At 73.5% G+C, this 19,432-nt stretch carries 17 protein-coding genes and 1 tRNA gene; 10 read left to right on the top strand and 8 right to left on the bottom strand.

Going from position 1 to position 19,432, the window contains the following annotated elements; translation table 11 throughout:
• The 3 genes from HW837_RS34915 to HW837_RS34905 all read right to left on the bottom strand — a co-directional run.
• Positions 1 to 579, bottom strand: a 579-nt coding sequence (locus HW837_RS34915; RefSeq protein ID WP_193381115.1) for an ABC transporter substrate-binding protein, incomplete at its 3' end; no start/stop codon positions are given.
• A gap of 254 nt (positions 580 to 833) precedes the next feature.
• Positions 834 to 2,261, bottom strand: coding sequence for a sensor histidine kinase (locus HW837_RS34910; RefSeq protein ID WP_093791621.1), 1,428 nt, complete (start codon positions 2,259 to 2,261; stop codon positions 834 to 836).
• Positions 2,262 to 2,298: 37 nt separating this feature from the next.
• The gene (locus HW837_RS34905) at positions 2,299 to 3,003 is read right to left on the bottom strand and encodes a response regulator transcription factor (protein ID WP_045560564.1); all 705 of its coding nucleotides are present in this window, start codon (positions 3,001 to 3,003) and stop codon (positions 2,299 to 2,301) included.
• An 89-nt stretch (positions 3,004 to 3,092) separates the two neighbouring features.
• Between HW837_RS34905 and HW837_RS34900 the strand changes: the two genes are divergently transcribed.
• Positions 3,093 to 3,662, top strand: a complete 570-nt coding sequence (locus HW837_RS34900) for a hypothetical protein (RefSeq protein WP_107073783.1) — start codon at positions 3,093 to 3,095, stop codon at positions 3,660 to 3,662.
• Between the two features lie 54 nt (positions 3,663 to 3,716).
• Here HW837_RS34900 and HW837_RS34895 read toward each other — a convergent pair whose 3' ends face one another.
• A complete protein-coding gene (locus HW837_RS34895; protein WP_045560565.1) occupies positions 3,717 to 4,589 on the bottom strand; it encodes a spermidine synthase in 873 nt (290 codons plus the stop codon).
• A 157-nt stretch (positions 4,590 to 4,746) separates the two neighbouring features.
• Positions 4,747 to 5,121: a hypothetical protein gene (locus HW837_RS34890; RefSeq protein ID WP_045560566.1), complete on the bottom strand. Its 375-nt coding sequence runs from the start codon at positions 5,119 to 5,121 to the stop codon at positions 4,747 to 4,749.
• Between the two features lie 258 nt (positions 5,122 to 5,379).
• On the opposite strand from HW837_RS34890, the gene HW837_RS34885 reads away from it, so the two are divergent.
• On the top strand, positions 5,380 to 6,891 hold the full coding sequence (locus tag HW837_RS34885) for an NsdA family TPR-like regulatory protein (protein ID WP_045560567.1): 1,512 nt from the start codon (positions 5,380 to 5,382) through the stop codon (positions 6,889 to 6,891).
• A 43-nt stretch (positions 6,892 to 6,934) separates the two neighbouring features.
• Here the strand turns inward: HW837_RS34885 and HW837_RS34880 are convergent, their stop codons facing one another.
• Positions 6,935 to 7,531 carry a histidine phosphatase family protein gene (locus HW837_RS34880; protein ID WP_045560568.1) on the bottom strand — a complete coding sequence of 199 codons (597 nt, stop codon included), beginning with the start codon at positions 7,529 to 7,531 and terminating at the stop codon, positions 6,935 to 6,937.
• Between the two features lie 198 nt (positions 7,532 to 7,729).
• On the opposite strand from HW837_RS34880, the gene HW837_RS34875 reads away from it, so the two are divergent.
• The 7 genes from HW837_RS34875 (at position 7,730) to HW837_RS34845 (ending at position 14,248) form a co-directional block, all read left to right on the top strand.
• Complete coding sequence (locus HW837_RS34875; RefSeq protein WP_045560569.1) at positions 7,730 to 8,767, top strand: phosphatase PAP2 family protein; 1,038 nt, start codon at positions 7,730 to 7,732, stop codon at positions 8,765 to 8,767.
• Positions 8,718 to 9,887, top strand: coding sequence for a hypothetical protein (locus tag HW837_RS34870; RefSeq protein WP_193381168.1), 1,170 nt, complete (start codon positions 8,718 to 8,720; stop codon positions 9,885 to 9,887). The genes HW837_RS34875 and HW837_RS34870 overlap by 50 nt, the downstream gene beginning before the upstream one ends.
• Positions 9,878 to 11,491 carry a hypothetical protein gene (locus tag HW837_RS34865; RefSeq protein ID WP_193381116.1) on the top strand — a complete coding sequence of 538 codons (1,614 nt, stop codon included), beginning with the start codon at positions 9,878 to 9,880 and terminating at the stop codon, positions 11,489 to 11,491. The genes HW837_RS34870 and HW837_RS34865 overlap by 10 nt, the downstream gene beginning before the upstream one ends.
• On the top strand, positions 11,488 to 12,831 hold the full coding sequence (locus tag HW837_RS34860) for an AAA domain-containing protein (RefSeq protein ID WP_093791611.1): 1,344 nt from the start codon (positions 11,488 to 11,490) through the stop codon (positions 12,829 to 12,831). Before HW837_RS34865 ends, HW837_RS34860 begins: the two co-directional genes overlap by 4 nt.
• A 184-nt stretch (positions 12,832 to 13,015) precedes the next feature.
• Positions 13,016 to 13,378 carry a hypothetical protein gene (locus HW837_RS34855; protein WP_045560573.1) on the top strand — a complete coding sequence of 121 codons (363 nt, stop codon included), beginning with the start codon at positions 13,016 to 13,018 and terminating at the stop codon, positions 13,376 to 13,378.
• Between the two features lie 146 nt (positions 13,379 to 13,524).
• Positions 13,525 to 14,184: a bifunctional DNA primase/polymerase gene (locus tag HW837_RS34850; RefSeq protein WP_086787682.1), complete on the top strand. Its 660-nt coding sequence runs from the start codon at positions 13,525 to 13,527 to the stop codon at positions 14,182 to 14,184.
• A tRNA-Lys gene (locus tag HW837_RS34845) sits at positions 14,175 to 14,248 on the top strand. Before HW837_RS34850 ends, HW837_RS34845 begins: the two co-directional genes overlap by 10 nt.
• A gap of 115 nt (positions 14,249 to 14,363) precedes the next feature.
• Here the strand turns inward: HW837_RS34845 and HW837_RS34840 are convergent.
• Positions 14,364 to 15,803, bottom strand: coding sequence for a M6 family metalloprotease domain-containing protein (locus tag HW837_RS34840; RefSeq protein ID WP_045560574.1), 1,440 nt, complete (start codon positions 15,801 to 15,803; stop codon positions 14,364 to 14,366).
• 593 nt (positions 15,804 to 16,396) lie between these two features.
• Here HW837_RS34840 and HW837_RS34835 point away from each other — a divergent pair.
• Positions 16,397 to 18,154: a putative bifunctional diguanylate cyclase/phosphodiesterase gene (locus tag HW837_RS34835; protein WP_045560575.1), complete on the top strand. Its 1,758-nt coding sequence runs from the start codon at positions 16,397 to 16,399 to the stop codon at positions 18,152 to 18,154.
• A gap of 30 nt (positions 18,155 to 18,184) precedes the next feature.
• Here HW837_RS34835 and HW837_RS34830 read toward each other — a convergent pair whose 3' ends face one another.
• Entirely contained in the window at positions 18,185 to 19,300 is a 1,116-nt protein-coding gene (locus HW837_RS34830; RefSeq protein WP_093791605.1) for an LLM class flavin-dependent oxidoreductase, read from the bottom strand.
• Positions 19,301 to 19,432 lie beyond the last annotated feature (132 nt).

The raw sequence follows: 19,432 nt of genomic DNA, 5'->3' as shown, positions 1-19,432 counted from the left end.
CATCTGCTTGCACAGGGCGATCAGCTGGTCCCACGTGGTGGGAACCTCGTAGCCCTTCTCCTGGAAGACGCTCTTGCGGTAGAAGAGCGCCCAGGGGTAGGTGTACAGCGGCACGAAGTAGGACTTGCCGTCCTCGCCCTGGCTGAGCTTCTTCATCGCCTCGGGGAAGTTGCCCCCGATCTTGTCCCACACGTCGTCGATCGAGGTGGCGAGGCCCTTGGCCGCGAAGAACTGCATCCGGTAGCCGGCGAACCAGTGGAACACGTCGTCCGGGGTGCCCTGGAGGTAGGAGTTGATCTGCTCCTGGAACGTGTTGTGGTCCTTGGTGTTCACGTCGACCGCGATCCCGGACTGCTTCTTGAAGGCCGCGTAGATCTCGGCGAACGCCTGCTTCGGCACCGCGTCCGACGCGTTGGAGCCGACGCTGACGGTCTTCGAGTCCGTGGCGCCACCGCCGCTGCCGCCACAGGCGCTGAGCAGGGGAACTCCAGCGCCGAGCGCGGCCGCCCCGCCTATGCCCCGCAGCAGGGTGCGACGGCTCGTGCCGGGGACGGCGAGACCGGAAGGTGTGAGATGCATGTACGGCTCCCTGGGGACAGGTGGTTCGGTCGCAATGGCCCTCGCCGACTACTGATCGAAAACAATCAGAAACCAACTCGACCGAACACGGTGGCCGCCATAACAGCTCTATGTCATGTCATGAGTCAAGACTTCTTGTCCCCCTTTGTTGAAACGTAATCCCTGGTTGTCGAAACGTGACCGACACACACGTGAGCCACGTCACTCGCGGACATGCACCCCCATACGAGGACACAGTGAACACACAAGCCCGATCACGACGAGACACGTGACGGGCCGAGGCCCGAGAAGGCCTTGCTCTGTTTGCGACGGCGTAGGGAGGCGCCCCGGTGTCCCTTCCGCCCCGCGGCCCTGCCGTCCGTCGCGCCGCCGCCGTTCAGCTGGATCCATATCCGCACCTCGGTCCCGCCCAGCACCGACGACCCGATGCGCACATCACCGCCGGTCGACTCGGCGAGGCGGCGCACTATGTCGAGGCCCAGACCGGTCGAGCCGTCGCTGCCGGAGCCCCGGCCCCGGGCCATCGCGGCCTCGGGATCGGCGATGCCGGGACCGGCGTCGGAGACGAGAACGATCACCGCGTCCTCGCCGTTGTGAACGTCCAGCGCGAACGCCGTGCCCTCCGCCGTGTGCCGGAAGACATTGCCGAGGAGGGCGTCCAGCGCGGCAGCCAGGTCGGCCCGGGCCACGGGTGCGCGGACCGGGCGCTCGACCCCGGCCACCCGCCACTTGCGGCCCTCGTCCTCCGCGAGCGCCGACCAGAACGCCATCCGCTCCCGGACCACCTCGGCCGCGTCGCACCCGGCGCCCGGCCCGGCCACCGCCGTCCGCGGCTTGGCCTCCCGTGCCGTACGGATGATCGTGTCGACCTCTCGCTCCAGCTGCTCCACCGCCGCCCGCGTCTGCTCGGCGGCCGGCCCGTCGCCGAGGGAGGCCGCGTTCAGCCGCAGCACGGTCAGCGGGGTGCGCAACCGGTGCGACAGGTCCGCCGCCAGCTCGCGCTCGTTCGCCAGCAACTGCACCACCTGGTCCGCCATCGCGTTGAACGCCACCGCCGCCAGCCGCAGCTCCTTCGGCCCCCGCTCGGGCACCCGCACGCCCAGCTGCCCCTCCCCCAGTTCACGCGCGCTCTCGACCAGCCGCCGCGCGGGCCGGACCATCCGCACCCCCAGCCGGTCGGCCACCGCGACCGAGCCGACGATCAGCAGCGCGCCCACCGCGGCGAGCACCGCCCACGCCGTGGCGACCCCGTTGCTCACCGCCGACTCGGGCACGAACACCTCGACGACCGCTATCTCGCCGGAGCTGAGCGCGGTCGGCTGGAGCAGCGTGGACCCGCCGGGCACCTCGGTGGTGGAGGCCCGGCCCAGCCTCCGCACGGTGGCGATGTCCTCGTCCGAGGCGCGCTGCCGGCCCAGGTCGAGCCCGGCGGACCCGGCGCCGTCCGCCGGCAGGTGCACCGCCATCCCGTCGTCCGACCCGGCCGCGGCGACGACCCGCTCCAGCTGCTCCCGGTCGGTGGTGATGGAGAGCGCCGGGGCGATCGCGGCCGCCTCCCGCTCGGCACCCGAGAACGCCCGGTCCCGCGCCATCTCCCTGACCACCAGCCCGAGCGGCACCGCGAAGGCCACCACGACCATCGCCGTCACCGCCAGACACACCTTGACCAGCGCCCACCTCATGGCAGCACCGTCCCGCACGCCCGGCGCGATGCCCGCCTCATGGCCGCGCCCCCGCCCCCGGCGGCTCCAGCTTCACCCCGACGCCCCGCAGCGTGTGCAGATAGCGGGGCTGCGCCGCCGTCTCCCCCAACTTCCTGCGCAGCCAGGACAGATGGACGTCGATGGTCTGGTCGTCGCCGTACGACTGCTGCCACACCTCCGCCAGCAGCTCCCTGCGCGCGACGACGACACCGGGCCGGCCCGCGAGGAAGGCGAGCAGGTCGAACTCGCGCCGGGTGAGGTCGAGTCGTACGCCGTCCAGCTCGGCCTGACGCCGCAGCGGGTCGATCGCGAGGCCGCCGACCCGGATCACCGTGGACGGTGGCGCCTCGGCGCCCGACGCGCGGGAGCGGCGCAGCACGGCCGCCATCCGGGCGGACAGGTGCTCGACCGAGAACGGCTTGGTCAGGTAGTCGTCCGCGCCCGCGTTCAGCAGGCGGACGATCTCCGACTCGTCGTCCCGCGCGGTCGCGATGATCACCGGGACGTCCGTGATGCCGCGCAGCATCTTCAGCGCCTCCGAGCCGTCGAGGTCGGGCAAGCCGAGGTCGAGGATGACCACGTCGAAGCGGACGTGCGCGACCTCGCGCAGCGCCTCCAGCGCCGTACCGACGCTGCGCACGGTGTGGGCGGCGTCGGTCAGATGCCTGATCAGCGCCGAGCGTACGAACTGGTCGTCCTCGACCACGAGCACACTTGCCATGCGCCGCACCGTACGCCAAACGGCAGAGGCCGGTCGGAACCTGTGGACAACTCGTCCGCCCACGACACCACCGGGGCCGGTGGGGCAGTATGGCCGCGATGCGCAGAGGTCTCCTACACGTACTGGCCTGGCTGCTCGCCACGGGCGCGGCGGTCACGGTGACGTGGTGGGGCGTCCACACGGTGCTGGCCGGCACCGCCTACGACCCGCCCCGCGCGCTGCCCATCACGGCCGCCGACGCCCGGGCCGAGGGCGCGCCCGCACCGGACACGCCCACCCCGCTCCCGGAACCGTCGCGGAGCGCGGGTGAGCGGAAGGGCGGCGGCGAGGACGACGGCAGGGACGGCGACGGCAAGAAGCCGTCCCCGACCCCGTCCGCACCGTCGCAGTCCGCGACGCCCGGCCCCCGTCCGGGAACGGGCGCCCCGGCCGACCAGGGTGAGGTCAAGGCCTACGACACCGAGGGCGGCCGGGTTGTCCTCTCGCTCGGCGAGAGTGACGCGACCCTCGTGTCGGCGACGCCCGGCCCAGGTTGGTCGATGCAGGTGTGGAAGACCGAGACCTGGATCCGGGTCGACTTCGCCGCCGGTGCGGACCGGGTGTCGGTCTTCTGCACCTGGCACGACAGTGCGCCCAGGGTGGACGTCCAGAACTTCTGAGGTCGAGCGGTGGGCTCGGCGGGACAGCGCGGTGGTCGGGACAGAGCGGTGGGCTCAGCGGAACACCGACGACGGCGGTGCCGGTGAGGCGGTCGCCGCCGCGTCCGTCACCGGCACCGCTCCGCCCGTGAAGTCGGTGAGCGCGCGGCCGTGTTCGACGCGGCCGGGGTGCGGGTCGGAGGCGGCGCGACGGGTCAGCTCGGCGATCGGGAGGGGTCGGTCGGAGGCGACGAGCACCGCGTTGCCGAATCGTCTGCCCCGCAGCACGGTCGGGTCGGCGACCAGCGCCAGTTCGGGGAAGACGACGGCCGCGGTGGCGATCTGGGCGCGCAGATGGGCCAGCGGCGGACCGTCGGCGAGGTTGGCGGCGTAGCAACCGCCGGGCTTCACGACCCGGCGTACGTCCGTGAGGAACTCCGTCGACGTCAGGTGCGCCGGGGTGCGCGCCGCGCTGAACACGTCGGCGATCACCAGGTCCGCCCACCCGTCGGGCACTTTCGCGAGCCCCTCGCGCGCGTCCGTCGACCGCACCCGTATGCGCGCGCCCGGGTCCAACGGCAGCTCCCGCCGGACGAGTTGGACGAGGGCCGCGTCACGCTCGACGACCTGCTGGGTGGAGCGGGGGCGGGTGGCGGCGACGTACCGGGCGAGGGTGAAGGCGCCGCCGCCGAGGTGCACGGCGTGCACGGGCCGTCCGGCCGGGGCGACCAGATCGATCACATGCCCGAGCCTGCGTTGGTACTCGAAGGACAGATACGCCGGGTCGTCGAGATCCACGTGCGACTGGGGCGCCCCGTCGACCAGCAGGGTCCAGGCCCGGGCCCGCTCCCGGTCCGGCACCAGCTCCGCGAGCCCCCCGTCGACCTCCTCGACCACGACGTCGGCATCCCGCCCACGCCGCCCCTGCCCTTTCTTCGACCTGCCCATTCACCCATTATCGGCCTGGACGCGGACAGCCGCGCCGCATGGGGAGCGCACCCTTCGGGCCGCAGGCCCGTTCCAGGGGTGCGGGGAACTGCGCGTTCAACCACGACGAACCCGCACCCGGCGACGAACAGAACCCCCACGGCGACCGGCGCTGAAATCAAAGGCAGTTGTCCGCGGCCTCGATCAGCCGCGCCGCCTCCCCCAGCGCGGCGCGCAGCACCGTCGGATCGGTCGCGAGGTCCGCCTCCCCCGGCGGCAGCAGCCAGCCCGCGCCCTCCGGAGGAGCCAGGACGGCCCCCCGCCCGTCGCTCTGTGTGCAGGTGCTCCCGGGCACGTCCCACGCGTCGGCCGTACCGGGCGGCACCAGGAATCCGAGCGTGTCGCACGTGTCGTCGTGCAGTACGGGTCCGACCGTCATGACGGGCCCCACCGCGTCGAGGGCGCCCCGCCGCAGGATGTCGACGGCCTCCAGCCCCTGCCGCGTGGGCACGGTCACCAGGTCGCAATCGGAACGGGGTTCGAGGTTCTTCATCCGGGCCTCCCACGCCTACCAGCGCCCTGCCCAACGCGCCTCCCTGTCAACGGCTACGGCGAAACTGCGCCGCAAAGGATGGCAGTTCATGGCAGATCCTGGATGAGATATCCGGTTTGTAGCCAAACCTCGCGTGGGGGCCCCGATGGGGCGGGTACGTTCTTGCCCCGCCGGACACAGCGGAACCAACCGTGCACCACGCATACAAGTCCTACTGAATCCGGCATGGTTCGACGGTTCGCGAGAGAGGGCCCGGCCATGACGTCGTCATCGGTGACCTCGTCCCAGTCCCCCCGTCCACAACGGCCGAATTCCGCCTTCAGGCAGCTGCGCGGGCAGCGCTCGCCGGGCGAGTTCGCCGCCGCGGTGCGGCGGGCCGCGCGTGAGATCGGCGAGCGGGTGAGCTGTGACGCGCGGTACGTCGGACGGGTCGAGGCGGGCGAGATCCGCTGCCCGAACTACGCGTACGAACGGGTGTTCCTGCACATGTTTCCCGGCCGAACGCTGACGGACCTGGGTTTCGCGCCCCGCGCGGAGGTACGCGGTCGGGGGGCGCGCCCCACCGACGAGGCGCCCTCCCCTCGCAACAAGAGCCGCTCGCACTCCTCATACGGAAGGGAGGGTGAGGCGGAAGGGGCGTACGAGCCGTATGACACGCAAGAGATGTACGACATGCAGGACCCGCGGGGCGACACGGGCTATGTGCGCGGCCGGCGGGGCACGCACCAGGCGTACCAGAACGACGAGGAGAGCGACGTGCAGCGTCGCGCGTTCATGACCGGAGGTACCGCCGCGATGGCGGCCGCCTCCCTCGGCCCCTTCGCCCTCGGCGGCGCGGCCTCGGCCGCGCCCCGGCCCGTGCACCGGGCGGGCACGGGGGAGGCGGGGGCCCTCGAAGCCGCCGTGCGCAAGATCCGGCTGCTGGACGACCGGCACGGGGCGGACGGGCTGTACCGCAGGGCCTCGGCGCCGCTGCGGGCCGCGTACGCACTGCTCGACGCGGGCACCACCCGGCAGCGCACCGCCGACCGGCTGTACGCGGGGGCGGGCGAACTGGCCATCTCCGTGGGCTGGCTGGCCCATGACTCGGGGCGCTTCGACGACGCCCGCTCGCACTACGCGGAGGCGCTCGCCACGGCCCGGATGTCCGGGGACCCGGGTCTCGAGGCGCACGCGTTCTGCAACACGGCGTTCCTGGCGCGCGACGCGGGCCGGCCGCGTGAGGCGGTCCGGGCGGCGCAGGCCGCGCAGCGGGTCGCCCGGCCGCTGGGCTCGCCCCGGCTGATGTCCCTGCTGGCGCTGCGGGAGGCGGGCGGCTGGGCGGGGCTCGCCGACCGCACCGGGTGCGAGCAGGCGCTGGCCCGCGCCCACGCCCTGTTCGGGCGCGGCGCCGCCGAGGCCGACCCGGAGTGGATGAGCTTCTACGGGGAGGCCGAGCTGGAGGGCCTGGAGGCGCAGTGCTGGTCGACGCTGGGCGACTGGCCCCGGGCGGCCCGGCACGCGCGCCGGGCGGCCGGTCTGCAGAACCCGCACTTCACCCGGAACATCGCGCTCTACACCGCCGAACTCGCGGACGACCTCGCGCGCGGGGGGCGTCCCGACGAGGCCGCGGCCGCCGGCATGCGGGTCCTCGACCTCCTCGACGAGGTCCAGTCCTCCCGTGTCCAGCAGATGCTGGCGGGCACGGCACGGGTCCTGCTGCCGCACCGGCGGGCGTCGGGGGTGTCGGCGTTCCTGGAACGCCACGCGGGGGTCGCGCGGACGGCCTGACCGCCGGTTCCGGCCGGGGCGGCGGGCCCCGAGTGCACGCGCCTCAGCCCGCCAGGTGCCCCGTGTCGTTCCAGGACTCGATCGCCGGGTCGCCGTAGGCCCAGCCGAGGACCGACAGGGACGTCGGGTTGAGGCGGACGCGGGCGGCGAAGCCGAGGTCCAGGCCCAGCCAGCGGGCGGCTATGGAGCGCAGCACATGTCCGTGGGCGAAGACGAGCACGTCGCGCTCGGCGGACCGCGCCCATGCGACCACCTCGTCCGCGCGCGCGGAGAGCTGCTCCAGGGTCTCGCCGTCGGGGACGCCGTCGCGCCACATCAGCCAGCCCGGCCGGAAGGCCTGGATCTCGGCGGGGGTCAGTCCCTCGTACGCCCCGTAGTCCACCTCCATCAGCGTGTCCCACTCGGTGGCCCGGTCGCCGAAGCCGGCCAGATCGCAGGTCTCACGCGCGCGGGAGAGGGGACTCGTACGGACGTCGACACCGGGCAGCCCGTCCAGGGGCGCCCGGTGCAGACGCTCCCCGAGGAGCTTGGCGCCGCGCCGGCCCTCTTCGAGGAGCGGGATGTCCGTCCTGCCGGTGTGCTTTCCGAGCAGGGACCATTCCGTCTGTCCGTGCCGGGCCAGCAGGATGCGCGGTGCCATGAGCGACCTTTCCGGGGGTCCTTCTCGCGAGAAGGGAGAAATCGGAGGCGGATGCCTCCATCATCGCTCACGCTGTCGTGGGGCAACCCGACGGACGATCCCAGCGTCTTGGACATCGTCTTGCTCAAGAGCCACACCAGCACCACACACAGATGAACATCGACGCAGCGACACACACAGACGGGGGAGGACGTTCGGATGCCGCAGACCGAGGCGACCGAGGCACCGGTTTCCAGAAAGACCGGCGCACCGGTTACCGAGGCGGCGCCGGGCACGCGGCTCCGCTGGTGGACCGAGCTGCCGCTGATCCTCCTGGTGTACGGGGCGTACTCGGCGGGCCGCCTGCTCGCCCGCGGCGACACCTCCCACGCCGTCGAGCACGGTCTGGCGATCCTGCGGATCGAGAAGGCGTTCCGGCTCAACGCCGAGCATCCGCTGAACCGTCTGTTCACCCGTGAACCCTGGATCGGGATACCCGCCGACTTCTGGTACGCCTCGCTGCACTACCTGGTCACCCCCGTGCTCCTGGTCTGGCTCTTCCGGTCCCGCACCGTGCGCTACCGCGCGGCCCGCACCTGGCTGCTGACCTCCACCTTCATCGGCCTCATCGGCTTCACCCTGCTGCCCACCTGCCCGCCCCGGCTGCTCGACCCCGCCCACGGCTTCGTCGACACCATGGCCCAGTACAGCTCGTGGGGCTGGTGGGGCGGCGAGGCCAGCGCGCCCCGGGGCCTGGGCGGCATGACGAACCAGTACGCGGCGATGCCGAGCCTGCACGTCGGCTGGGCCCTGTGGTGCGGGGTGATCCTGTGGCGCTTCGCGGGCGGCTCACGGCTCGCGCGGACCGCGGCCGTCGCCTACCCGCTGATCACCACGATCGTCGTGATGGGCACCGCGAACCACTACTTCCTCGACGCGGTGGCGGGCGCCGCCGTGATGGGGGTGGGCCTGCTGCTGACGCCGCTGGTGCTGCGGCTGGCGGACCAGTGGCGCGGCTCGCTCGGCCTCGGCGCGATGGCCGCGAGCCGGCTCGACGGCGACGACCGACCGCGCGCGCAGGAGCCCGCCACCGCCACCGCGGTCACGGCCGCCTCTCGGGCCTCGATCTCCCCCATTGTCAGTGGAGAGTGCCAGACTTCCCCGGGTGAGCGAATTCCACGGCAGCGGATCACCGAACCCGAGCCGGGTGCCGCCCCCTCGGAAGCAGGGGACAGCGCTGCGGCAGCGGCTCGCTGAGCTGCGCGGACCCGAGGTCCCACCCAAGGCGCTGGACGCCCGCGCCCTCGCCGCGCTCGCGGCCAACCCGGGCTGCGAGCGCCGCGCGCTGCTGGACGGCGCGGGGGTGAACAAGGCGGTCCTGGCGGGCGCGCTCGGCTCGCCCTCCGCCTTCGGCCAGTCCCAGTTCGCCTTCATGCGGGGCAACGCCTTCGAGGCCCGCGTCAAGGCGGACGGCGGCGCGGAGCTGCTGCGGCTGGTGCACGAGAGACTGGATCCCGGCGCCGAGCCGCCGGCCTCGGCCTCGGTCCCCGACCTCGCCGCCGTCGGCCCCGAGGGCCGCGCCGCCCGTACGGCACTGGCGCTGCGCGAGGCCACGGACACCGGCGGCTGGACGCTGCTCGACCACCCCATGCTCGCACTCGACGTCGCGGGCTCCCCCGCGTTCCTGGAGCCGGACGCGGTGGTGGTCCACCCGGACGGCACCTGGTCGGTCGTCGAGATCAAGTCCTTCCCGATGCTGGACGGTTCGGCGGACCCGGCGAAGGTGGGCGCCGCCGCCCGCCAGTCCGCGGTGTACGTGCTGGCGCTGGAGGAGGTCGCCGCCCGGCTCGGCGGCGGGAGCCGCGGGGGCGCCCCCGCGCCGGAGGTCCGCCACCGGGTGCTGCTGGTCTGCCCCAAGGACTTCACCAACCTCCCGACGGCCGCGGCGGTGGACATCCGCAAGCAGCGGGCGGTCACCCGGCGCCAGTTGACCCGGCTGACCCGCATCGAGGAGATCGCGGACGAGCTGCCCGAGGGCACCTGTTTCGCCCCGGACCAGCCCCGGGAGCAGCTGACGACGGCCGTCGAGGCGCTGCCCGCGGCCTACGCCCCCGAGTGCCTCGCCGCCTGTGAACTCGCCTTCCACTGCCGGGCCCGCTCCCGCACGGAGGGCGCGGTGACGTCCCTGGGCCGGGCCGCACGCGCGGAGCTCGGCGGCCTCACCACCGTCGACGACGTGCTGGCGGCGGCCCACGGCCTCGCCGGCGACCCGGACGACCCGGCCGTGGCCGCGCTGCGCAGAGCGGCGGAGCTACGGGCCGAGGCGCTGGCGGCCACCCTTCCCGGCTCGGCGCCGGAGGGGGTTCCGTGTCGCTGATCGCCACCCTCGCCCGCCTCGAAGCCGTCAGCACGGGCCGCGCCCAGCCCGCCGCCACCGTCCTGCACCGGCACCTCTCCGCCCACCCCCTCGTGCTCGTGCCGCTCATCACCGCCGGTGAGGCGGGCGCCCCGCTCGGCGCGCTCGTCGGCACCGACCGGGACGCGCCCCGCCTGCTGGTGGTGCCGCAGCCCCGCGACCGTGACCTGCGCTTCGCGTTCCTCGCCGAGCTCGCCGACATCGTCCTGCCGTACGTGGACGGCTACGCCGACGTGGTGGAGGCCGCCGAGCGGAGCGAGACCGACCCGGAGACCGGCAAACGCGTCAAGGTCGAGGTCGAACTGTGCGCGGACGCCCCGCAGTTGATCCTGCCGAGCCGGACGGGCATCGACTTCCTACGGCTCCTCGGGCGCTCCATGCGGTTCCGGCGCACCGCCGAGCAGGACCCGGAGGCGCCCCATCCGGCACCGCCGCGGGTGCCGTTGCTCGGGCGGTGGCTCACCCACTTCGGGGAGCGGGCACGGGTGCCGGGCTCCTCGCTGCTGCTCGCGCTCACCGACCTGCTGTCGAAGCACTGGGCCACCGGCCAGTCCGGGGTGGAGGACCAGCACCTCGGGTCGCTGCTCGCCTGGATCGACCCGCCGGACGGGGAGTCGGGCGAGGAGGCGGCGCGGCGGGCGGAGCTGGCGCGGGACGCCGACGGCCAGTTGCTGTGCCCGCCCGCCGGACCCGCCACCGATCCGGCGTTCGACAACAAGCTGCTGGCCCCGGCCATCGAGCGGTACGACCGGGCGCGGCTCGCGCTGGCCGCCGCCGAGGACGGTCTGGAGGCCGACGACCGGCTGGGCGCGCTGACCGCCGCCGAGCGGGAGATCCGCGCCCTGGTCGACAGCCGCACCCGGCCCACCTGGGACGCGGTGTGGCACGGCCTCGACCTGCTGCGCGCCCTGCCGGAGGGGGCCCACGCGGCCGACCGGTGGACCCGCGACCGCTGGTCCTTCACCGGCCACCGGGACCGGATCGTCGCCGGGGAGCCCCCGCAGCCGCGCATCGACGACGCGGTCACCGCGGCGAACAAGCTGGCCGCGCGCGAGCGTGAACAGGCCCGCCTCGACGCCCAGGAGGCCCTGGACGACCCGCTGGTGATGGCCGGGCGGCGGCTGGCCGGGGAGGCGTTCGCCGGTGAGGTGGTGGACGTGGTCATGGCGTACAGCGAGGGCAGACGCCCGAGCCCGCGGCCGCTGGTCACCCTGCTGACGCGGGACCGGCCGCATCTCGGGGAGCGCGCGAAGGTGTACCGCTCGCTGGGCGGGAAGCCGCAGACGGCGGAGTTCGTGGGGCACGAGCAGGGCGAGGCGGCCGGCGGGGGCGAGAGCCTGCTGGTGCTGCGGATCATGGACAAGATGGGGCGCGGCAAGGAGCCGGAGGCGGGGTCCGTCCCGGAGAAGGGGGACCTGCTCTGCTTCACCCTCTTCGAACACGACCAGCGGGGCGGGGCGAAGCTGCCCGACCCGGAGGACACACCGTGGACGCACGGCGGGCCGCCGGGTGAGCCCGACGCCGTGCCGCTGCCGGACCCGGTGACCGAGGAGGACACCCTGTGACCCCCGCCGAGGCCGTGCTCGACCCCGGGGCGGCGGCCGGCCGCGCCACCGACGCCATCCTGCGCGACACGCTGCACGGCGACGCGCGCGGGGTCGTCGTCGACTCGCCGCCCGGCGCGGGCAAGTCGACGCTCGTCGTCCGCGCCGCGCTCGAACTCGCCTCCGCCGGGCGCCCCCTGATGGTCATCGCACAGACGAACGCGCAGGTCGACGATCTGGTGGTCCGGCTCGCGGAGAAGGACCCGGAGCTGCCGGTCGGCCGGCTGCACAGCAGCGACAGCGACCCGTACGACAAGGCGCTGGACGCCCTGGCGAACGTACGGAAGTCGACGAAGGCGACCGATCTGGCCGGGCTGGACGTGGTGATCTCCACGGCCGCGAAGTGGGCGCACGTCAAGGGCGTCGAGCCGTGGCGGCACGCGATCGTCGACGAGGCGTACCAGATGCGGTCGGACGCGCTGCTGGCGGTCGCCGGGCTGTTCGAGCGGGCACTGTTCGTGGGCGACCCGGGGCAGTTGGACCCGTTCGCGATCGTGGGCAGCGAGCAGTGGGCGGGGCTGTCGTACGACCCGTCGGCCTCGGCGGTGACGACACTGCTGGCCCACAACCCCGAGTTGCCGCAGCACCGGCTGCCGGTGTCGTGGCGGCTCCCGGCGTCGGCGGCGCCGCTGGTCTCCGACGCGTTCTACCCCTTCACGCCCTTCCGCAGCGGCACGGACCACGGGGACCGGCGGCTCGGGTTCGCGGTGCCGTCGGACGGCTCCGGCCCGGACCGGGTCATCGACGAGGCCGCCGAGTCGGGGTGGGGCCTGCTGGAGCTGCCGGCCCGGCACACCCCCCGCACCGACCCCGAGGCGGTACGGGCTGTCGCCCAGGTCGTACGGCGGCTCCTCGACCGGGGTGGGGCGGCGACCTCGGAGCGGTCCGAGGAGCCCGTGCCGCTGACCGCCGACCGGATCGCCGTCGGCACGGCCCACCGCGACCAGGCGGCCGCCGTGCGCACCGCGCTGGCCGAGCTGGGGGTCGCGGACGTGGTCGTGGACACGGCGAACCGGCTCCAGGGGCGGGAGTACGACGTCACGGTCGTCCTCCATCCGCTCTCCGGACGCCCCGACGCGACGGCGTTCCACCTGGAGACCGGCCGCCTGTGCGTGCTCGCCTCCCGGCACCGGCACGCCTGCGTCGTGGTGTGCCGGGCGGGCGTGACCGACCTGCTGGACGACCACCCCTCCACCGAGCCGGTCCAGCTGGGGGTGACCGTGAAGTTCCCGGACGGCTGGGAGGCGAACCACGCGGTCCTGGCGACGCTGGCGGAGCACCGGGTGGTGTGGGAGCCCTAGGAAGCGGGGTTGGGGCGCCGCCGGGCGGGGCATTTCGGGGGGCGTGGGTGCGTGCGGGGTGGTGTGGGGGCGCCGGACGGGCCCGATGCCCACTTGCGCGGTCACGAGAGAATGGACGGTGGCCCTCCCCCGGGGACGCCCCCGGGGACCGGCCGAATGAACCGTCGTACGAGGAGGAGAAGACATGGCGGAGCCCACGTCGCGTCGGAACGAACCGCGGCTGCGGCCCGCGCCCCTGCTCTTCGAGCCGGCGGAGGCGGCCGGCGACCCCGAGCACTTCTTCGATCTGGAGTCGATCGACGACCCGCGGGCACTGCTGTCGCGGGCGACGGAGTTGGCGCAGGCGTTCCGGGCGGCGGCGGACCGGGCCGTGGAGTTCCAGGCGATCGCCGCGGCCCAGCTCGCCGATCCCCGGCGGTTCGACCGGCTGACCCCGGCGGACATCGCCGAGCGGGCGGAGTGGACCGAGGACTACGCCAAGAAGATGGTGGAGTTCGGACGGGACCTGTCGCGGGGGCGGGACGTGAGCGGGCCGGAGTCCCTCTGATCCCGCTCGCCGGGTGCCGTCGCATCCACCCCTGAAACCGCTTATGGCATATGCCGGGTGGGCAAGATACCCCACTTGCCCATCTGCTGTACCAGTTTCCGGTAACTGCTCGGGGGCGGCCGGTCACGGGCGGTAGACCTGGAGGCATGAGCGGTGGAGTGGGCACGGGCAGGTACCCGGAGGACGGGGTCGATGTCGCCGGCGTCACGGCGGACGGGGCGGCTTGGCTCGCCTCGGCAGGAACGTATCCGCGAAGCACCCTGACCCTCTGGGAGGAGCGGCCGGCCGCGCCGGTGGTGCTGCCGTGCGGCAGCGTCTTCGACGTCGTCAGCGTGCCCGCGCTCTTCGGGCGGCGGATGCTCGACCGGTTGTGGACCGAGGGCCCCGGCTCCGGACCGGTCGCCGTCTACCGCGGGCGCGTACTCCTGTTCGCCTCCCCCGGCACCGCGCAGCGGCTGCCCACCCTCCTGGAGTGGGAGGAGTGGGGCTCCCCCGGCCGCACCGGCGCGGTCCCGCCCCTCCTCTGCCACGGCACCGGCGACGCGGTCACCGTCCCTGCCGTGCTCGCCCCCGAGGACTCCGGCACCGACGGTTCCGGGCCCTCCCACACCCCCGGCGTCACCCGGCTCGGGTCCCGCTGGCTCGTCGCCCCGGACACCCGGCGACCTTGGCTTCCGGGGCCCGAGGTACTGCTCTGGGCGGCCGTGCGAGCGGCCCGGTCGAGCGCCTCCGCGACCGTGCGCGTATCGATTTTTCCTCCCGTCGATCAGGGTGCTAAGGTCTACGACGTCAGCAGGCGCCGCTAGCTCAGTTGGTTAGAGCAGCTGACTCTTAATCAGCGGGTCCGGGGTTCGAGTCCCTGGCGGCGCACGACACGGAAGAAGCCCCTCGCGGAAGCGGGGGGCTTCTCTCGTGTGCCGGGAAACCCCTGCGCGCCGACCCGCCGCGCGCCACCGAGCCGCCGCCGTCACCGTTCCGACGCGCGTCACCAGTCCGTCGTGACCCGCACGGTCCACGCCCCGGACGGCGTGCGCCCCTCCACGGCCACCCGCACGGCCTCCCCCGGCACCGTGAAGGTCTCGCCCACACGCACCGGCGCGTCCGCGAGCGGCGGGTAGACGGACTCCTCCCAGCAGGCCTCGGTGCGCGGGTGGGCGTCGAGGACCTCCATGGGGCCGCCGCCGGACTCGGCCCCGCTGCGGATGCGGTAGACGAGGACGCCCTGTGTGCAGACGGAGGCGTCGTTGCCGACCGCGCCCCGCGCCTCGATACCGAGCGCGCTGTCGGGCCCCGTACGGACGACCGCCAGCTTCGTCCCCCGGCCGGCACCGAACCCCCGCACGCCGGCCGGGATCCCAGCGACGCCGCCCCCGCCGCCGACACCGGAAGCGGTCCCGGCGCCCACGGCCACGGCACCGGCCACGGCACCGGCACCCTCGACGCGCCGCCCTCCCCCGCCCGCGTGCCCCACCTCGCCGTCGCCGGCCTGCGTGCCCTCCTCCGTCTCCCCCTCGTGCGCCCCCTTCGGCCCGGCCCCCACCGCCTCCAGCGTCAGCCGGGTCGTCCCGGCGCCGCGTACGCAGGTCACCTGGCGGGGTTCCAGCCAGCCCAGCTTCCACTTGTGCCAGGCGAACAGGTCCGGGGCCAGGGCGAACTGGCTGCCCATGAGGTCCCAGTCGCCGACATGGGTGTCCCAGTCGCCCTTGCCGTCGGCGGGGCGGTGATAGAGGTCGGGGAGGTCGAAGACATGGCCTGTCTCATGGGCGAGGACGAGGCGGTCCGGCGGATGCCGCTCGAACACGGTGACGACCCGGCGCAGACCCGTGCCGTCGACCTCCAGCGGGGTCCGCAGGTTGACCACCTTCGTCGCGTCCGAGTCGACGCCGGGCGCGTGCGGGTCGGCGACGAAGTACACGATGTCGTAGCGGGAGAAGTCGACGTGCGGGTCGGCCGTGGCGAGGGCGTCCTTGAGGTAGGCGGCCCGGTGCGTCGCGTTCCAGTCACGTCGTATGGCGTACGCGGTCGACGGCTGAGGCATCTCCAGCCACTCGCGGCGCGGATGGGGACGGAGACGGAACTTGCCGTACGACGCGCGTTCGAAGAACTCGCTGGTGGCCGGAAAGTGATCCGCGGTCAGCTCGGCCGGTGTGGTGAGAGGGGCCGCGTCCGGGAATGACAAGAATACGAGTACGGCGTCGAGGTCGCGGGTGGGGCGCGGATAGGCGGAGTTCCAGGTGTCGACACCCTCCGAGTGGTGCGCCTGGGTGCGCCGCAGCGTGCACGGCTCCGACAGAGGCACGGCGGAAGGCGCCGCGATCAGGGAGGTCGCGGCGAGCGCGGTGAGGGAGGTGAGCATGGCCGCGGTACTGCGCAGCACGGGCGCCCGGTCGCCGAGGAGTTCCTTCCAGGGGAGCGGACGCTGCACGGGGACCTCCGGATGCGGATCTTGGGAACGCCGCGTCCAGATTTTCGGAATTCGTAGTACTTTGCCCTGTTTGTCTGCACCAGAAGGGTGAGGGGCGGCCGTTCGACCCCGTCCGCCCGCACCGCGGGGGCACGCCTTCCGACACCCCGCGCGCTCACGGAACGTCACAACCGATCCACGGAAAGGGGAAGCCGTTCAGCTCGGGGCAGAAACGATCTGTCAGATCAGGTCGTTGTTCAGGGAGACTGGAGAGTGGCTAGAAGGCCCTGGGGTCAGCCTCTATGATCGGCACACTTTCCTGCACGGACACGGCTTGAGCGCCCTTACGTACCAGGTTCGGCCGCTCCGACGAGACATATGAGATCCGTACGAAAACGAGTGCACTGCGGGAGCGAACGGTGAGCGGAACGTCCCAAGGGCCGGCGCCCGCGGCAGATCTCCTCCGGCCGGCGATTACAGAGCGTCACGCCAATGCGTCAGTTCAGTCGTCTGAGCCGCCCCAGCCGTCTCAGTCACCCCAGCCACCCCAGCCGCCCCCGTCGTCGGAGGGGAGTCCCACGACGCCCGCCGCCTTCTCCGTCGCGCCCCTCGCCATGGCCGTCGTCGACCGGGACGGACTGGTCGTCACCGCCAACGGGGCGATGGGCACCCTGCTCGGGACCGGCTCCGAACCGCTCGTCGGGCGGGTCGCCGCCGACCTCGTGGACCTCACCTCGGACACCCGCATCTGGCACGCGTACCGCGAGGTGCTGCGCGGACGGCAGGCCCGGCTGCGCTGTACCCGACGGCTGAAACAGCCGGACGGGACCTGGCTGTGGGTCCAGGTCTCGGTGGCACCGCTGCCCGAGGAGGAGCGTGCCGTCCTGCTCTCGGTCGCCGACATCAGCGCCAACCGTCAGCTTCAGGCCAGGCTCCGTCATCTGCAGATGCACGACCCGGTGACCCGCCTCCCCAACCGCACCCTCTTCTTCGAACAGCTCTCCGCCGCCCTCGAACGGGAGGCGTACGACGAGGCCGGCACCGGCCGTATCGGCCTGGTCTATCTGGACCTGGACGGGTTCAAGGCGGTCAACGACACCCTCGGCCACCGCGTGGGCGACCGGCTCCTCACGGCCGTCGCCGAGCGGCTCACCCGATGCGCCGACGAGTCCGCGCTGCTGCGCACGACCGGAACGACGGCCGGGGCGCCGCTGGTGGCCCGCCTCGGCGGTGACGAGTTCGCGCTGCTCGTGGAGGACTCGACCGGCACGGAGCAGCTCGCCGATCTGGCCGACTCGGTCCTCAAGGCGCTCCAGGCGCCCTTCGACCTGGCGGGTCAGCGGCTCTCCGTCTCCGCCTCGATCGGGGTCGTCGAACGGCAGTCGGCGAGCACCACGGCGACGGGGCTGATGCAGGCAGCCGACACGACGCTGTACTGGGCGAAGGCCGACGGCAAGGCCCGCTGGACCCTGTTCGACCCGGAGCGCAACGCCCACCGGATGACCCGTCAGGCCCTGTCGTCCACCCTGCGGGCGGCCGTCGGAAGGGGCGAGTTCGTCCTTGAGTACCAGCCGCTGGTGGGCATGGCCGAGGGTGAGGTGCGCGGGGTCGAGGCGCTGGTGCGCTGGCATCACCCGCAGTTCGGCCTGTTGACGCCGAATCGGTTCATCTCACTGGCCGAGGAGGACGGCTCGATCGTGCAGCTCGGACGGTGGATTCTGGCCACCGCCTGCCGGCAGGCGCGCCGCTGGCAGACGGACCACCCCGACCGGGCCCCGATCTTCGTCAGTGTGAACGTGGCCGTGCGCCAGGTCTGGGACTCCGACCTGGTCGCCGACGTCGCCGAGATCCTCGCGGAGACCGGCCTCGCCCCGCACCTGCTCCAGCTGGAGCTCACCGAGTCCGCGCTGATGGGGTCGGCCGGACGCCCCCTCCAGGCCCTCAAGGCCCTCAGCGACATGGGCGTCCGCATCGCCATCGACGACTTCGGCACCGGGTACTCCAACCTCGCGTACCTCAGCCGCCTGCCCGTGTCGGTGCTGAAGCTGGACGGGGCGTTCGTGCGGGGCTTCCAGTACGAGGACGGCGAGGAGGGCGAGGGCCCCGGCGGGACGGGGCCCGTGGCCGCCACCGGTGGTCTCGGGGACGCCGGGCAGGCTAACCCCGCCGACGAGATCATCGTCGAGGCGCTGGTGCAGCTGGCCCACCGGCTCGGGCTGTCCGTCACGGCGGAGGGCGTGGAGACCGACGCGCAGGCCTCTCGGCTGCGGCGGCTCGGCTGCGACACCGGGCAGGGGTGGCTGTACTCCCGCGCGGTGTCGCCGGAACGGATCGCGGAACTGCTGGGCGCGGCGGCCTGCCCTCAGGCCTGAGCGGCGCCCTCCGCGGGAGAAGGCCTGCCCTCAGGCCTGAAGGGCGCCCTCCGCGGGAGGGATGTGCGGCAGGTCGTAGGCGTCCGCGATCAGGTCGTAGGAGCGCAGGCGTACGTCGGCGCTGTGGGCGTGGGTGGTGAGCATCAGCTCGTCCGCGCCGGTGCGCTTGTGGAGGTCGTCGAGGCGGGTGCGGACCTCGTCGACGGTGCCGTGGACGACGTCGGCGTTCCAGGAGTCGATGAAGTCCTGTTCGACCACGCTGAACTCGTGCGCCTCCGCCTCCTCCGGCGTGGGCACGAGACCGGGGCGGCCGGTGCGCAGCCGGACCATGTTCAGCGCGGCGGCCCTGACCTGGCGGCGGGCCTCCCGCTCCTCGTCGGCGGCGAGGGCGGAGACGCCGATCAGCGCGTACGGGGCGTCCAGGACCGCCGAGGGGCGGAACGACTCGCGGTACAGGTCGAGCGCCGGGATCGTGTTGCGCGCGGAGAAGTGGTGGGCGAAGGCGAAGGGGAGGCCGAGGGAGCCGGCCAGGCGGGCGCTGAAGCCGGAGGAGCCGAGCAGCCAGACCGGGGGGCGGTGCGGGGACTGGACGCCGCCCGGTGAGGTGCTCTGGACCGGGCCCGGGACCGCGTGGACACGGCGGTAGGGGTGGCCGTCGGGGAAGTCGTCGTCCAGGAAGCGGGTCAGCTCCGCGAGCTGCTCGGGGAAGTCGTCGGCGCCCTCGTTCAGGCGCGTCGAGCGGCGCAGGGCTGCGGCGGTGGCGCCGTCCGTGCCGGGGGCGCGGCCGAGGCCGAGGTCGACGCGGCCGGGGGCCATGGCTTCGAGGGTGCCGAACTGCTCCGCGATGACCAGGGGGGCGTGGTTGGGGAGCATCACGCCGCCCGAGCCGAGGCGGATGCGGGTGGTGTGGGCGGCGAGGTGGGCGAGGATCACGGCCGGGGAGGACGAGGCCACGCCGGGCATGGAGTGGTGTTCGGCGACCCAGTAGCGGTGGAAGCCGCGGCGCTCCGCTTGGCGGGCGAGGGTGACGCTGGTGCGGAGGGCGTCCGTGGCGGTGCGGCCGGCGCCGACGGTGACCAGGTCGAGGACGGAGAGGGGGAACGGGGCGGTGCCCTTGGTTTCGCCTCGTATCTCGGCTGTGGTCACGGTGGGGCCTCCTGGGGTGCGTGCGGTGGGTCGTGGGGTACGGGGGCGGTAACAGGAGGGTGGCTCCGGTTATTCCCTCGCCCCCGCCGCCCCTACCCGTCCCTCCCCCACTCTCGGCTTCGCTCGAGCGGG

Source organism: Streptomyces caniscabiei (assembly GCF_014930365.1).
Lineage (GTDB): Bacteria > Actinomycetota > Actinomycetes > Streptomycetales > Streptomycetaceae > Streptomyces > Streptomyces caniscabiei.
Note: the sequence above shows the minus strand (reverse complement) of the source record. Positions and strands in the feature narration are given on the sequence as shown.

Bases quoted from the DNA above. Each gene is read 5' to 3' on its own strand.
- HW837_RS34875 (WP_045560569.1), top strand. From the start codon at position 7,730: ATGCCGCAGACCGAGGCGACCGAGGCACCGGTTTCCAGAAAGACCGGC.
- HW837_RS34905 (WP_045560564.1), bottom strand. From the start codon at position 3,003: ATGGCAAGTGTGCTCGTGGTCGAGGACGACCAGTTCGTACGCTCGGCG.
- HW837_RS34890 (WP_045560566.1), bottom strand. From the start codon at position 5,121: ATGAAGAACCTCGAACCCCGTTCCGATTGCGACCTGGTGACCGTGCCC.
- HW837_RS34880 (WP_045560568.1), bottom strand. From the start codon at position 7,531: ATGGCACCGCGCATCCTGCTGGCCCGGCACGGACAGACGGAATGGTCC.
- HW837_RS34850 (WP_086787682.1), top strand. From the start codon at position 13,525: ATGAGCGGTGGAGTGGGCACGGGCAGGTACCCGGAGGACGGGGTCGAT.
- HW837_RS34855 (WP_045560573.1), top strand. From the start codon at position 13,016: ATGGCGGAGCCCACGTCGCGTCGGAACGAACCGCGGCTGCGGCCCGCG.
- HW837_RS34885 (WP_045560567.1), top strand. From the start codon at position 5,380: ATGACGTCGTCATCGGTGACCTCGTCCCAGTCCCCCCGTCCACAACGG.
- HW837_RS34910 (WP_093791621.1), bottom strand. From the start codon at position 2,261: ATGAGGTGGGCGCTGGTCAAGGTGTGTCTGGCGGTGACGGCGATGGTC.
- HW837_RS34900 (WP_107073783.1), top strand. From the start codon at position 3,093: ATGGCCGCGATGCGCAGAGGTCTCCTACACGTACTGGCCTGGCTGCTC.
- HW837_RS34835 (WP_045560575.1), top strand. From the start codon at position 16,397: ATGGCCGTCGTCGACCGGGACGGACTGGTCGTCACCGCCAACGGGGCG.
- HW837_RS34895 (WP_045560565.1), bottom strand. From the start codon at position 4,589: ATGGGCAGGTCGAAGAAAGGGCAGGGGCGGCGTGGGCGGGATGCCGAC.